Origin of the sequence: Neopusillimonas maritima (genome assembly GCF_003576595.1) — a bacterium.
Taxonomy (GTDB): domain Bacteria; phylum Pseudomonadota; class Gammaproteobacteria; order Burkholderiales; family Burkholderiaceae_B; genus Neopusillimonas; species Neopusillimonas maritima.
This window is the reverse complement of sequence record NZ_NQOU01000007.1, coordinates 83636-98464: the sequence shown is the minus strand read 5'-3', so window position 1 is coordinate 98464 and position 14829 is coordinate 83636. Positions and strand designations below refer to the sequence as shown.

Sequence of the window (14829 nt, the reverse complement as noted above, 5' to 3'; positions counted from 1 at the left end):
ATCGACAGTTCGCGGCTCCCGCTGCGGAACCTGTTTTACTTTAACCAAACAGCCTCCGCGATTCCCGGTTTGATTCACCTCGTTCCATCCCCGCAATCGCCATCAGGGCCGCTACGATTTCACCACATTGATCAAAAGCATGCCGGAACTCGCCGCGTTCGTGCGGGTCAATCCGCATGGCGATCAAAGCATTGATTTTGCCAACAGCGCCGCGGTGCGGGCGCTGAACGCCGCCCTGCTCAAAGCCTGGTACGGCTTGGCTCACTGGGATATCCCGGAAGGCTATTTATGCCCGCCCATTCCGGGCCGGGGCGATTATGTGCATCATCTGGCCGACCTGCTGGCCGAACGCAATGCAGGCGTCATACCCCACGGCCCGGCGGTGCATGTGCTGGACATCGGCACGGGCGCCAGCGCAATCTACCCGGTCATCGGCCATTGTGACTATGGGTGGCGCTTCACGGGCTCGGATATTGATTCGGTTGCCATCAAATCGGCACAAGCGATTATCCAGGCGAACCCCGCCCTCAGAGGCGCAGCCGAAGTACGCCTTCAGAAATCGCCGGCCCATATCTTCAAAGGCCTGGTCGGCGTGAATGAATACTTTGACCTGACACTGTGCAATCCCCCTTTCTACAGTTCATCGGAAGAAGCGGCAGACAATTCGGAACGGAAATGGCGCGGCCTGGGCAAAGCCGGGGCCCGGCACAAACGCCCGTTGCTGAATTTTGGCGGTCGCGATAACGAGCTATTGTACGAAGGCGGCGAGGCCCTGTTCATCAGCCGCATGGCCGAAGAAAGCACCATCTTCCAGAAACAGGTGCTTTGGTTCTCCACGCTGGTCTCGAAGGAATCGAACCTGCCGAAAGTCTATCGCAGCATCAAAAACGCCGGTGCACTCGAGGTGCGTACAATCGACATGGCACAAGGCCAGAAAAAAAGCCGCTTCGTGGCCTGGACCTTTCTGAACCGTGCAGATCAAGAAGCATGGCACAAAAGGCGCGAAGCGAATGCGGGGCGCAAGAGCCGGTAAGACCGTTCACCGGCTGCTCGCGGCTGGAGTGCAGCGCTTATCCCTGAACGGGCTCTTCGTCGTTGCTCATCCATTTGTGCAGGCCGTCAACCCAGGTGTGCGCGGGCAGGCCCAGCTTGGCGTGAATTTGTTCAGCGCGTTTGTAAAGGTCGTCGAAGTCTACCGAAGGCGACCGCTTAAAAGCAATGGCCACGATGTTGCCCTGGTGTACTTCAGGCAGCCACGCCACAGCCTCGAACGAATCTTGCAACAACTGAATGTGGTGCAGGTGCTCCGGCCAGTCGCAATATAAGTTTATCGTCAAAATGCCGGTGGCAGTCAGGCAGCTTGCGCATTGAGCGTAGAAGGCGGCGGTGCTACGCAAAGGCCTTATGGCTTGGGCATCGTACAAATCCACCTGTAGAACATCGATTGAACGACGACGGGAAAAGTCCGACACGTAATCCATGGCATCCAGCGCCAGCACGTTTAAGCGCCCGTCGTCGGGCGGTAAGGCAAAATGGTTGCGGCAGGCCGTGATCACGTCGGGATCCAGCTCAATGGCGGTCACTTTGGCTGGCGATAAGCGTTGATAACAAAATTTGGTTAGCGCGGCTGCGCCCAGGCCAAGTTGAACGATATGCGCCGCATTATCGCGAAACAGCAGCCACATCATCATTTGCTGAACGTATTCAAGCTCAATCTCGTTGGGCTGGTTAATCCGCATGGCACCCTGTACTACAGAAGAGCCAAAGTGCAGGGTGCGTACACCGTCGTTTTCCAGAATATTCAGCATGAGGTCACGGCCATGGGGGAATACAGCGAACCGCATTATCCCCCAATACAGGGTTTTACGCCTGTGCCGTTCCCCTAAGGGCGCGCAATGGCGGCCCCACCATAAACGGATGCGGGGTCGATCTTCATGTCGATCACCAATGGGCGCTTGCGGTCGCGCGTGGCCACGGCGTTCATTGCCGCCTGCAATTCGTCGCTGCTGGTCACGGTTAACCCCTTGCAACCGAAAGCCTCGGCGATGCGCGCAAAGTCACGCGACGGCAACAGCGAGATGTCTGGATCCATGTTGTGCATGGTCATGGCAATATGCTCTGCGCCGTAGCTGCCATCGTTGGCCACGATCACGACCAGGTCCAGTTGCTCGGCCACGGCAGTGGCCAGTTCGCTCAGGCCGCTCAGCATGAAGCCGCCATCCCCTGTAACAAGCAGGGTTGGCCGATCTCCGGCTGCTCTGGCGGCCCCCATGGCCGTGGCCTCGCCAATACCAATGGACGAAAAGCCGTTGCCGTCGACATAAGAGCGCGGATTCGGCACCGAAATCACGTTCCAGAACGCGAACATGAAACGCCCGGAGCCGGTGACGAACACACGATCCTTGGGCAGCGCCTCTTCCACCGCGAAGGCCACCTCGTAAAGGTCAACGGTTCCGGCCGGCGTCGAATGCACGAGTTTCGTTCGCGCCTTCTCGTGATAAGTCTTGAGTTGCTGGAGCAGGTCGTCGTTACGTGCGCCAGAGCCCGGAATCTCGGCCTCGTCCAGCCAGTTGACCATGGCATCGGCCGTTAAGCCGGGATCACCGAGCAGACCAACGGTTACGGGCGTGCAGCGCCCGAGTTCGCTTGGCAGCGGATTGATCTGGACAATACGTTTGCCACGGGTCAAGCCCCGCTCTCCCGAAGTGTATTTATTCAGGCTGGCGCCGAACACAATCAGGCAGTCGCTGCGCCCAATAACATCCAGTGCCACCTCATGGGCAACGGTTCCGGAAATGCCCAGGTTGAACGGATCATCATTGAAAAGTCCTTTCCCACGCAATGAGGTTGCCACGGGCGCCTCAATGCGACGCGCAAAACGCAATACCGCAGCCTCAGCCTCTGGGCTATCTACCCCACGCCCGGCGATAACAACCGGCAGGCGCGACGAGGCGATGATGCCGATGGCGTCATCCATGTCAGTACTGCTTTCAATAACGCTGCGCGTCTCGGGTAGTCGCAGGTACGGTTTCTGATATTCAACTTCCACCCACTGAAACTCTACCGGTATGTTGAGCACGATGGGTCGACGCTCGACATGGGCGCGGTAAAACACACGCGCCAAGTCTTCGGCCACGGTTTCCGGGCTGCGCAGCATCTCGAAGCCTGCGCCGGTGGCTTCAACCAGCCCTCGTTGATTTACATTCTGGGCGTGTTCGCGGTCGATCGCCGGGGTATCACCGGCAAGCAGCACCATGGGCGTACCCGCCTTGACGCCTTCAACCAGGGGCGTGATGGTGTTTGTTAAGCCAGGGCCGTGGGTGACAGCCGCCACGCCCACCTTCCCTGCCACACGGGCCCAACCTTGAGCCATCAATACCGCACTCCCTTCATGAACGGCCGCGACATAGTGCCCGTTGCAGTCACGGCGAAAACTGTCGATGATGTACACACACCCGTCGCCGAGTACGCCAAACAACTCCGTGCAACCCATATCCGACAATCCGCGGGCAATCGCTTCATAAACTTTCACAATTTCTCCTCGGTTATTCAACGTCGAAAGAATTTTCTTGGCGCCTTTCTATTGGCACCTCTCAGTTCAAAGTCTAAACCCCTTGGGAAAGACGAGTGTCATTAACCTTGCAAAGAACGTGTTTTTAGTTGGGTGCCAATGAGCGAAGTGTGCAACGCCTTGTGAACGCATAATGGATGATATGCTTGCCTCATTAACCCATGACACATGGCAAACCATGACTTTACATGCCGTTAGGAAAACTCTAATTGCCTTTGCCGGCTGCGTATTTCTGGCTGCCACCGCAACCGAGGCAGTGGCCCAGTCCGAGAGTCCGGCACGAAGCTGGCGCACCGCAGCGCGGCACTCGGCCGGCATGGCCCCCGATCCAGCAGCGCTGAAAAATGTCAACATTGTTCAGGTCTATGCCGCCTCAACCTGGGGCTGGCGAGGCAATTTTGCCGTTCACACCTGGCTCATTTTCAAGCGTGCCGAAGATAACGCTTACACTCGCTACGACGTCGTCGGATGGCGTAAACCCAATGTGGTTCAGCGCAACTATGGCCCGCCGGATGGGTACTGGTACGGCTCGGCCCCGCAGCTTCTGGTAGACCACCGCGGCCCGCATGTTGCCCAGATGATCGACGAAATTGAAACGGCGATTGCCGACTACCCTTACGCCGACACGTACAAAAGTTATCCGGGGCCCAACAGCAACACCTTTCTGGCACATATTGGTCGCCAGGTGCCGGCGCTGCAACTCGATCTGCCTGCCAACGCCATCGGCAAAGATTACCGCCCCCTGTACCAGCCTATTGGCCTTTCAACCTCGGGCACAGGAATTCAGGCATCGCTTTTGGGGCTGCTGGGCGTAACCCTGGGTTGGGAAGAAGGCCTTGAATTGAACTTGCTGGGTCTGCATTTCGGTATCGACCTGAACCGCCCGGCGCTGCGTCTACCTTTCATTGGCCGGCTTGGAATGAGCGATACAACCTATACGAAAGACGCGGCCAACGCGCATCCGTAAACCCAAAATCAAAGCAGCGCGCTGCCCTCTACAACACCCGCCCCCGCAATCGCTTCACTTGCCCTCTTACCGCTTTGCCCTCAAGCCTGCGGCGCTTCGAACCCAGCGTGGGTCTTGTCGCTTTACGCACCCTGCGTGGCATCGACACGCTGTCCACCAAAGCTTGCAACCGCTCAATGGCTTCCAGTTTGTTCTTTTCCTGACTACGGCTGCTTTGCGCCTTAATCACCACCACGCCGTCGTCGGTAATACGCTGATCGCGCAAGGCAAGCAGGCGCTCTTTGATCTCATCGGGCAGCGATGAGTGCGGAATTGAATAACGCAGATGAATGGCACTTGAAACCTTGTTCACGTTCTGGCCGCCCGTGCCCTGCGCGCGGATGGCGCTGAAAGTCATTTCGTCTTTTGAAACAGGGAACCGGGTGATCGTCATAGCATGTTGAAAATAGTGTTTCGCATAAAAGTAACGCAGTTGGCGTCACAAAGCACCAGGCACCGGGTGGTACCTTGATTTACCGTCCGGAAACAAGCAGCTTCTCAAGCGTCACCACGCCATTAGCCAGCCCATCCTCACACGACATGGTTTGGCCTAACTGTACCGCTCGCTCAACAACTGCTTTGCTTTCTACAAAACAAAGCGCATCGGAAAGGGATTTCACCTCCGCGCGCACCGGCGAAATTGGTGCCGACGCAACACCCAGGCGCTGCAGCCGGGATGCCCAGAAATGTTGGTCACCCACAAAAGGCATGACAATTGAAGGCTTGCCGGCCCGCGAGGCTGAATGCGTTGTACCCGACCCTCCATGATGAATCACGGCGGCCACTTGAGGGAAAAGCCAGTCGTGCGGCGTTTCATCGATACAAAGAATGTTATCGGGCAACGTGACTTCGCCCAAACCATTCCATCCCCGCGCGAATATCGCGCGCCGTCCGTCTAGCGCCGCAACCATTTGCTTCACAATTTTCGGCATATCGATGCCTGTCATACTGCCAAACCCCATGTAAATGGGTGCATCGCCTCGGGCAAGAAAACGGGCGAGGTCATCGGACGGGGTATAGTCGGCACCCGACCGCAGTATCCACTGACCGCACACATAGGCGTTAGCGGGCCAGTCCTTCGGGCGTGGCAGCAGCGTTGGCGAGATGCCGTAAAGCATGGAGTGGTCTGTCCACAACGTTTTCCTTGACGGCAACGCCAGCACGTTGTCCCTGGCTTGGTTCAATGCTTTCTTGAAAGCGAACCAGAACAACTGATTCGTCAGTGCAAGGCTTGCCTTATTAAGCCCGCGTGGAACCCATGAGGGCGGCAGGAACGGCGAGGCAAACTCCCGTGATGGCGTCAGCGGAATCATCCCTGCTCCAATGGCAGGAACATCAAGACGCTCCGCAACGGAAAGCCCCACAAAACCGGCTAACCCCGACGTCACGATTGCATCGCAACCTTGGGCAACGTCTAAGGTTTGTTTCATCCATGCTGCGCTATTTTCATTCGTGAGTTTCACAAGGGCTTGTGAAGTGCTTCGTGGCCCTTTTTGCGCCCATTCTGAAAAGAGTGTTCGAACGTCACCGGACAGAGGCGAGGCAGGAATTGCGCACGTGGACGCTAGCCCAAGGGTACGGGCATCTCCAAGCAAATGCACCTCATGTCCCGCTTGGCGCAGGGCATAACTTAGGGCTATCAACGGGCGTGTGTCGCCTTCGGTGCCGTAGGTTAAAACAACAAGCCTCATTGAGCTATCCATCTAAAAGTAAACGTCGTATACTTTAGCATAATACTGAATACTGACTTATGAACTCTTCTTTCCCACGCCCACACAATCGAGCAGATCTACCCGCACACATACGTCGCGTTGCGAGTACTCTTTTTCAATCGAACGGCTACACCCAGGTAACAATGGAACAGGTCGCCAACGAGGCATCTGTGTCAAAGCGTACTTTGTATAAATACTATCCCGCTAAGGAAGCGCTATTGGAAGAGGTGCTGGAAAAGACGCTGGCCGGTGATTTGGCAGAACTCGATCTGCTGTTCTACGAAGGGGGTAGTTTTCGCAGCACCGTTACGTCTGTGCTTCAGGCCTCTGCCCACTGGTGCGAGCGGCATACCGATTACCTTTTGCCCTATGTCCGCTACAAGTTCATTACTTTCGAACCGGATACAAATTCTAAAGAAGATCGTGGCCTACTTCCGTTCTGGACGACATTGATCGCCACAGCCCAGAACCGGGGAGAACTGCGTGCCAACCGCGCTCCCGCGCAGCTTGCTATTTACTTTCATTATCTTTACCTGGGAGTACTCTTGCGCTGGCTGTCCATCCCCGAACTTGATTTGCAAAACGAATTCAATGCAATGGTGTCGTTCTTCCTGGAAGGTGCGTCTAACAACGTTATTAAAAATTAAGAAGCAGGCTAATAACATGGAAATACTATATCTCAATAGTTTGATCGCGCACTCTTTCCCACGTTTGCACTAGGCGCTTTCTGGCCGGGCCCCAGCGATAACCGCCCAGCACGCCGCTTTGTTGGATGACCCGATGGCAGGGAATCAGTAACGCAATGGGGTTGGCGCCAATGGCATTACCCACTGCACGTGCCGCCTTGGGCGACCCCACCCACCGGGCAACCTGCGTGTAACTGGTGATCGCGCCCGGCGGTATTTTCAGCAAGGCACGCCAGACGGCAACTTGAAAATTGGTACCGGCCACATGCAGCGAAAGCGGGCCTGGCTTTTCCAGCTTATTACGACCAAAAATGGCGTCAATGACGTATTGCGTCGACGCGGCATTCTCCTTGATTACGCTTAACGGCCAGGAATGATGCAGGTCACCCAGCAGTTCTGCCTTACTGTTGAAATTCACAAACCCTGTCCGGCACACCCCGCGCGGCGTGACAGCGACAAACATGTGCCCCAGCGGTGTCGCGTGGATGCCGTACTGTATCTGTACCTGCTTTCCCTTGTTCTTGAACTCACCCGGCGTTACCGCTTCAAGTTGCACAAAATGATCGTGCAACCTTGAACTTCCGCTTAAACCCAGCTCATGGGAAACATCAAGCAAAGAACGGGAGTTCGCCAGCAACGCTTTACCCCGCTCCAATGTCAGAAGCTGCAGAAAACGCTTGGGTGTCGTACCAGCCCAACGACAAAAGAGCCGCTGGAAATGGTAAGGACTAAGATGCACATGCGCGGCAACCTCTTCCAAACTGGGTTGGTCAGCCGCCCTATCAATTAAATAGTCCATCGCGCTGGCGATGCGGTCGTAATCCAACATGCTCAAGCCTCTTTAGTGCTTCCACAGAAACTATATTAAAAGCGTAATCGCCCAATGCCGACCCGAATCTTGCTGAGTTCATCAGAAATAAAAAAGGGAACCCATCAAGGATTCCCTATACCTGCGCATTTGTGCGCCTGGAAGATCAGCAGCCGGCTGTTTTTCAACGCCGGCCCGATACAACCGACGTTATCCGCCGCGACCAAAGAAGAAAGACACAATTGCCAGAATAATAAAGACCACAAAGATTATTTTTGCAATGTTCGCAGCCCCGGCGGCAATGCCGCCAAAGCCCAATACCGCGGCAATAATTGCAATAATGAAAAAGCCAATTGCGTAACCAAGCATTTTGATTCCCCTTCTTGTTTAATTGACCCGCAATTCATACTAGCAATTATTTGGTGGCTTGCTCACTAAAGTTACAAATTTTTGATAATTCTAGTTATTCGACATATTTAATCGCATCACCTAGGTTTGCGTGGCGTTGGTTTCATCAATGGCTATGCCATAAAAACCGTACGTATCGGTAAAACGGTTCCGGTCGTCGAAATTCAACCATAGCCTTAATAACCAGCGGCGGCGGGCGGCGTCATACTGAAGACAGGTTTATTATGCCGGCCGGTAGTTTGTCGGGATTGCGAACAATATAAATCGCTGAAATAGCACCGTCCTCGATCAAGAGCGACGTTGTTTGCACCAGCCCTTGTTCCAGCGACACAAAACTGGATAATCCATCGATACGGCAATGGGCCACCAGCAACTGGGAATGAAAGCCTGGCTTGCGATGCAAGCCAACGAAAAAGCGACTTACCTTATCGCACCCGATAACAGGGCGGTACGCCGAGGGTACTTTACCCCCTCCGTCGGTGTAGGTCACCACATTTTCAGACAATAAAGACACCAGCGCCTTTAAGTCGCCACCGCGCGTCGCGGTAAAAAACGCGTCCACAATAGATTTGCTCTGCTCTGCCGACACGGGAAAACGCGGGCGTGAATTACGAACGTGGGTGCGCGCCCGGGCGGCAAGCTGCCGACATGCAGCAGCGTCCCGGCCAATTGCATGCGCAACTTCATTAAATGAAAAACCAAAAACGTCATGCAGCAAAAACGCCGCCCGCTCCAGGGGCGATAACCGTTCCATTGCCAGCATTAACGCAAAGGTCACCCCGTCTTCGCCTTCCTCGTGCCAGTCGAGAACCGGTTCGGGCAGCCACGGGCCAATATATTGTTCCCGCTGCACGCGAGCCGACTTCAGGAAGTCGAAGCACAATCGTGTAACGATTCGACTCAGAAACGCAACGGGTTCCTGAACGCCGGCGCGATCGGTTCGATGCCAGCGTAAATACGCATCTTGCACAATATCCTCCGCATCGGCCATCGTACCCACCATCCGGTAAGCCAGCCGAATCAGGCGGCTTCGGTAGGGGTGAAATGACTCTGCGGCGCTTGTGTCGTGCGTTTGCATTAACAAAACCCGAACCGGTTAAACCGGATGAACAGCGCGGAACCCCACTGCAAAGCGATTCCAGGCGTTAATTGTTGTAATAGCCAAAGTAAGTTCAACTTGCTCTTGGGCGGAAAAAAGTTCATTCAACAATGCGTAGGCGTCGTCGGGCACCTGCGTTTGGGCAATGAGTGTGAGTGTTTCCGTCCACTCTAATGCGGCGCGCTCGCGCTTGGAATACAAAGGCGACTCGCGCCAGGCACTTAATAAATATAAGCGCATTTCCGATTCGCCGTGTTTTCTGGCATCGGTGGTGTGCATATGAATGCAATACGCGCATCCATTCAGTTGCGACGCCCGTATTTTCACCAGCTCCACCAAACCGCGCTCCAAACTTAAGTTATCTACAGAACGCTGCATGGCCATCATGGCGCGCACGACCTCAGGGGCCGCAGAAAAATAGTCCAGTCTTGGTTCCATTTCATCCTCTCTATTTAAATGACTCCCCTTATAGACGAGTGAAAGACCAGGAATGTGACATGTGCCCCTTAAAAAATCATTCGTGTCCCGCTACCGGCACTAACGCATCCAGCGCGGGGCGAGCCAGCAGCGAGGCCAGCGCCTCGGGCATAAACTGGCGTTTAACCGTAATGGCGTAAAAGCTTTCGAACACGTTGGGTAACGGCAAGTATTCCACCAGCGTGCCTTGTTCAATTTCGTCGCGCACCACCACCGGCGGCAGCACTGACAATGCGCCGCTGTCGCGCGTCAACAAACGCAGCATGGCCATGTCGTCGGCCTCGGCGCGCACCACGGGATCAAGATTCCACATCGCGCAGAACCCATCAAAGGCAGTGCGAATGTCGCTTGAACGCCCCGGTAATATCCACGCTTTCTCGCGATAGCCTTCCGGAAACGCCTGACTTGGCTTATCGCGCGCGGGCCCCACAATGGATACCGGCTGGCGCGCCAACAATTGGCTTTGCCAAAGCTGTTGCTGCGCGGCATCCAAATGATTGTCTGAAACGACGTTCACATTCGACAAAACGAGATCCAACCGATGCTTTGTCATGCCGTCTAGCAAGCTGACCAAATCGGCTGAATACAGGTTCATTCGCACGGACGTATTCTGCAGCAAAGGGGCGACCAACGCTTTAACGAAGTTACGTGACATGGTCGACAAAACCCCGATGCGCAAGGTTTGAACGCTGGGCTCCACACCCCGGCGCAACAACGCCTCAAGCTCTTCACCTTTTGCAAATATGTCTTGCGCATAGGCCAGAACCCGCTGCCCCGCCTCGGTTAAGGTCAAACCACGCCCTCGGCGATCAAACAACGTGACCTCCATGCTTTCTTCAAGCTGTCGAATCTGCGCCGACAAAGCCGACTGCGATACATGCAGGGCCTTCGCCACACGCGTCAGATTGCCGTCAGTGGCCACGCGCCAAAAATAATAAAGATGATGGTAGTTGAGTCGGCTCATGTCTTTATATGTTCTTTATAAGTGAACGATTATTTAATATTTATCTATTTTACTTTATGAGTACCCATTGTCATACTTCCCGCACATTGAAAATAAAGGGAAAGTTTCATGTCTGCATTTAACTGGGCGGGGTCGATATTAATGATGGCGCTACCGCTGGCGTACTTGTTGGCGGCATTGATTGTGAGTATTCAGCCTACATCGGCTGCGCGGCGTTTAAGCGGCCGTATTGTGTATTTGGCCGGTGCGGCAGGGTTTGCCGTTCTGGTCTTGCGACTTTTACCCGGTGCGGGCGACATCACTTTTGCCTGGCTGTCGCCGTCGAAGGTGGGCGCCGTCATGTTGGCGCTGGTGGGTTTTATTGGCGTGATTCTGCACCACTTCAGTGAACGCTATCTCGACGGCGAACCCAGGCGGCAACACTACGATGTCACCCTGTTGCTTACGTTAACCAGTGTGGCCACGGTGCTCATCAGCGATCACCTTTTGGTTGTCTTGCTGGGTTGGACCGCCATCAGTTTATGCCTGCACGGTTTATTAACCTTCTACCCCAATCGGCCCCGTGCAGCCTTGGCGGCACATAAGAAATTTCTGTTTGCGCGCGTTGCCGAGCTGGCCTTGCTGGCCGCGTTCATTATTCTTCGCATCGAGCACGGCACCTGGTCGGTCAGTGAGATTGTTGCGCGCTATCCTGTGGCAGACATGGGTCTGGAGCTGCACATTGCCGCGGTACTCATTGCCTTTGCAGCACTGATTAAATGCGCGCAGTTGCCCACACACGGCTGGCTTATGCAAGTGGTTGAAGCGCCCACACCGATTTCGGCGTTGCTTCATGCCGGCATTGTGAACCTGGGTGGGTATCTGCTCATGCTGTTTGGCCCGGTGTGGCTGCAATCAGGGCCGGCGCAATGGTTGATTCTGCTGGTTGCGGGCGCCACTGCAGTCATTGCGGCGCTAAGTATGGCAATGCGTGTCAGCGTGAAAGTGAAACTGGCCTGGTCAACCTGCGCGCAAATGGCGCTCATGCTCATTGAATGCGCACTTGGCCTGTTCGAGCTGGCGCTGCTGCATTTGGTTGCACACTCTTGCTACAAAGCCTATTCCTTCCTCAGCGCAAACACGACTACCCAGGTTTGGCGGTGTGTCTGGCTGGCGCCACCGGCCCCCCCCACCCGCACAACGTGGATGCTGTCGGCCATCGTGGCCATTGCCATCACCGGGGTGGCGGCCGTGCTAAGCAACAAGTTAGCCCTTATCAGCCCCTGGCTGTTTATGGCTGCCGCCCTTACGGCTGTTCTGGCCGAGCAAGGCAGTGCGCGCGTGCGTCGCGATATGGCTTTCTTCATTCCTCTGGCTATCGGTATTGTCGCGTTTTATACGGTACTGAAGAGTGGAGCCGGTTACCTGCTTGGCGACGTGCCAGCCGCTGCGCGGCCGGTTGCCGACATCTGGGTCAGTTTGCTGGTCGTGATGTTGTTTATCGGTCATATCATGTTGCGCCACGTGCCCGGCAATGTCGTGTCGCGTCGCCTCGCCCGACGCCTGTACGCCGGGTTCTATCTGGATGAATGGGCCACCTACACAACGCTCGCCATCTGGCCACTGCGCTTCCCCACGCAACGTTATCCCGTCGCAACTGACCATGCCGCCCCCTTTAAGAGTTCCTCATCATGAATACCATTGTGGATGCCCCTGAATCGCTGAAAGCCGGCACTTATCAACAGGCGGTCGCTGACGCCTGTGGTCGGATCGCCCCTAACTGGCCATTGGATCGCCTGATTGCGGTAAACCCCTGGTGGACACTGCGCAACCGCACAATGCCCGACACCGCCGCGTTATTGGGCGCGCTGTCGGGCGCGCGCATGCTCATGCCCACCGACTATTTTGAGGAACGCCGGCAAAAAGAAATTCAAAGCCGCCATTTGCAGCAAGCCGCCCGGTTACTGAGCCTTGACGTTAACGAATCGGACCTGCTCGATCATCTGCGGCAAAAAACATCACCCCGGCGGTGGATGAACGTGACGAGCTGGATGGACCGCCTGCAAGGAGTCGCGCACCGCATGAGTTGGCAAGATGAAACCGTGCACCAGATGAGCCAAACCTGCGCCATGGTTTTTCAAACAGCCGAGCGTAATGTACAGAATCAAACATCGACGTTTGATCTTTATCACACGTGGCTGGAAACCATTCAGCATGACAGCGGCCTGGAAATTCTGATGGGTGAACAGGGTTTGCTCGACATCTTCAAAACCCTGCCACGCGATTACAACACCCTCATCGACTTTGCACTGCATGACCTTGCCGCCGGTTCCCGGCACGTTCCGGAATATCTGCATGCGTTATTGCTCGACATTAATGGCTGGGCCAGTTGGGTTGCCTACCAGGAGTGGCAACAACAATTACAAGGCAACGTCCACTTTTCCTTAATGCCCCAACTTTTGGCCGTGAGGCTGGCTTGGGAGTGGGTGTTATGGCGCCATTGCGCCCTTAACCATCGGGAACTGCAGCCAAAGCTTCGCGACTATTGGAGCGAACAATGGCCAACGCTGCCCACATTAATCGCTGCGCATGCGGAACAACAGCGCCTGCGCTGGTGCTGGCAACTGGCCAACGAGCTGGCTTATGGAGAGTCATTGTGCACACAGCTGCGCAAGACTCCTCCTGCACCCAGGCAGACACCCGTGCAGTTACAAGCGATATTCTGCATTGATGTTCGGTCGGAACCCATGCGCGCGGCGCTGGAAGCGCAAAGTGACGCAATTCAAACAAAAGGATTCGCCGGCTTCTTCGGCTTGCCCATTGCGGTGAACGAGCTGGGGTCCGACTGTTATGAGCCCAACCTCCCCGGCCTATTGGCACCTCAAATCCAAGTCAGAAACGCGGCGCTCAATGGCGCAAACTTAGCCAAAAAAAGAAACCGGCAGGCACGATTAAGCACCATGAGCGATGGCCCGGCCTCCACGTTCAGCCTGGTTGAAAGCCTGGGTTTGGGCTATGCATTAAAACTGGCCCGCGATACTTTCTTCCCCCCACGCATCGACCACGCAGGACACCTGCAACCGCCCCGCACCGGTTGGTTGCTGGAGCGCGCCGGCACGCCACTGAGCGCTGAGGATACGGCTGAAATGCTCAGTCGAATACTTCGCGCCATCGGCTTGACGAGTCATTTCGCCCCCACTGTTTTACTGGTGGGTCACGGTAGTACGACCCGTAACAATGCCCATGCAGCGAGCCTGAACTGCGGCGCATGCGGTGGCCAATCTGGGCTGACCAATGCCCAAATACTGGCCGATCTGCTCAATACACCGATGCTGCGGGAACACTTGGCGGGACTGGGTATTGCCATTCCGGAAAAAACGCAGTTTGTGCCCGCTTTGCACAACACCGTCACCGACGACATTGATTACCCCGAAAACCTGTTGCCCGATACACTCACGACCTGGCTGACAGAAGCTTGTAAGCTGGCCCGACGGCGCCGCGCACCTGCATTGGGATTGAAAACCATGGATGACGCCCAACTCCACCGCGCCCTGGAGCGACGCGCCCGTGATTGGTCTGAACTCAGGCCCGAATGGGGGCTGGCCAACAATGCCGCTTTCATCGTTGCGCCGCGGTCGGCCACGCGTCATCTTGATTTGCAAGGAAGAAGTTTTCTGCATGATTACGATTGGCGTGAAGATCCAAACAGTGCGGTGCTGGAACAAATCATGACCGCCCCCATGGTGGTGACACAATGGATCAACATGCAGTATTACGCGTCGGTAGTCGATAACCTTCATTACGGTAGCGGCAATAAAATGCTGCACAACGTTGTGGGGGGGCACATCGGTGTCTTCGAGGGAAACGGGGGGGATTTGCGTATTGGATTACCCATGCAATCACTACACGACGGGCAAAGCCGGCGACATGAACCATTAAGGCTTCAGGTGTATATCGCCGCGCCGGAATCGGCCATTTTTGCCATTTACCAGCGTCATGAAACGATTAAAAACCTGATAGATAATCAATGGCTTACGCTGTTCGGCTGGCAACCCGAGAGCGGGCAAATCAGGCAACTGTTTTTAGATCATTGGCGTAATGTAGAATAAACTGGTTAAG

Annotated in this window: 13 protein-coding genes and 1 pseudogene; 5 read left to right on the top strand and 9 right to left on the bottom strand. The window is 55.3% G+C overall.

The annotated features are described in order from the left end of the window. Positions 1–91: 91 nt before the first annotated feature. Positions 92–1033: pseudogene (gene rlmF, locus CJO09_RS14355) on the top strand (23S rRNA (adenine(1618)-N(6))-methyltransferase RlmF); the annotation flags it as partial. Between the two features lie 37 nt (positions 1034–1070). Here the strand turns inward: rlmF and CJO09_RS14350 are convergent. Together CJO09_RS14350 and CJO09_RS14345 are read right to left on the bottom strand one after the other, a co-directional pair. Next, on the bottom strand, positions 1071–1844 hold the full coding sequence (locus CJO09_RS14350) for a spermine/spermidine synthase domain-containing protein (RefSeq protein ID WP_245961351.1): 774 nt from the start codon (positions 1842–1844) through the stop codon (positions 1071–1073). Positions 1845–1882: 38 nt separating this feature from the next. Continuing rightward, a complete protein-coding gene (locus CJO09_RS14345; protein WP_119442970.1) occupies positions 1883–3532 on the bottom strand; it encodes a thiamine pyrophosphate-binding protein in 1650 nt (549 codons plus the stop codon). Positions 3533–3713: 181 nt separating this feature from the next. On the opposite strand from CJO09_RS14345, the gene CJO09_RS14340 reads away from it, so the two are divergent. Beyond that, positions 3714–4538 (top strand): DUF3750 domain-containing protein, encoded by an 825-nt coding sequence (locus CJO09_RS14340; protein ID WP_218961069.1) that lies wholly within the window; start codon positions 3714–3716, stop codon positions 4536–4538. A gap of 28 nt (positions 4539–4566) precedes the next feature. Here the strand turns inward: CJO09_RS14340 and arfB are convergent, their stop codons facing one another. Together arfB and CJO09_RS14330 are read right to left on the bottom strand one after the other, a co-directional pair. Further along, positions 4567–4971, bottom strand: a complete 405-nt coding sequence (arfB, locus tag CJO09_RS14335) for an alternative ribosome rescue aminoacyl-tRNA hydrolase ArfB (RefSeq protein WP_119442969.1) — start codon at positions 4969–4971, stop codon at positions 4567–4569. 79 nt (positions 4972–5050) lie between these two features. Continuing rightward, positions 5051–6268, bottom strand: coding sequence for a glycosyltransferase (locus CJO09_RS14330; protein WP_119442968.1), 1218 nt, complete (start codon positions 6266–6268; stop codon positions 5051–5053). Positions 6269–6327: 59 nt separating this feature from the next. Here CJO09_RS14330 and CJO09_RS14325 point away from each other — a divergent pair, with 59 nt between their 5' ends. Then, complete coding sequence (locus tag CJO09_RS14325) at positions 6328–6936, top strand: TetR/AcrR family transcriptional regulator (RefSeq protein WP_119442967.1); 609 nt, start codon at positions 6328–6330, stop codon at positions 6934–6936. Between the two features lie 25 nt (positions 6937–6961). Here the strand turns inward: CJO09_RS14325 and CJO09_RS14320 are convergent, their stop codons facing one another. From CJO09_RS14320 to CJO09_RS14300, 5 genes are all read right to left on the bottom strand, one after another. Next, complete coding sequence (locus CJO09_RS14320; RefSeq protein WP_119442966.1) at positions 6962–7804, bottom strand: bifunctional transcriptional activator/DNA repair enzyme AdaA; 843 nt, start codon at positions 7802–7804, stop codon at positions 6962–6964. A 189-nt stretch (positions 7805–7993) separates the two neighbouring features. After that, positions 7994–8152 (bottom strand): DUF1328 family protein, encoded by a 159-nt coding sequence (locus CJO09_RS14315; protein WP_114421460.1) that lies wholly within the window; start codon positions 8150–8152, stop codon positions 7994–7996. 241 nt (positions 8153–8393) lie between these two features. Continuing rightward, positions 8394–9269, bottom strand: a complete 876-nt coding sequence (locus tag CJO09_RS14310) for a sigma-70 family RNA polymerase sigma factor (protein WP_119442965.1) — start codon at positions 9267–9269, stop codon at positions 8394–8396. Between the two features lie 18 nt (positions 9270–9287). After that, a complete protein-coding gene (locus CJO09_RS14305; RefSeq protein WP_119442964.1) occupies positions 9288–9728 on the bottom strand; it encodes a carboxymuconolactone decarboxylase family protein in 441 nt (146 codons plus the stop codon). A gap of 76 nt (positions 9729–9804) precedes the next feature. Beyond that, entirely contained in the window at positions 9805–10731 is a 927-nt protein-coding gene (locus CJO09_RS14300) for a LysR family transcriptional regulator (RefSeq protein WP_119442963.1), read from the bottom strand. Between the two features lie 108 nt (positions 10732–10839). Here CJO09_RS14300 and CJO09_RS14295 point away from each other — a divergent pair, with 108 nt between their 5' ends. Both CJO09_RS14295 and CJO09_RS14290 read left to right on the top strand, forming a co-directional pair. Beyond that, positions 10840–12405, top strand: a complete 1566-nt coding sequence (locus CJO09_RS14295; protein ID WP_218961068.1) for an NADH-quinone oxidoreductase subunit L — start codon at positions 10840–10842, stop codon at positions 12403–12405. Then, complete coding sequence (locus tag CJO09_RS14290) at positions 12402–14819, top strand: YbcC family protein (protein WP_119442962.1); 2418 nt, start codon at positions 12402–12404, stop codon at positions 14817–14819. The genes CJO09_RS14295 and CJO09_RS14290 overlap by 4 nt, the downstream gene beginning before the upstream one ends. The last annotated feature ends 10 nt before the right edge of the window (positions 14820–14829 follow it).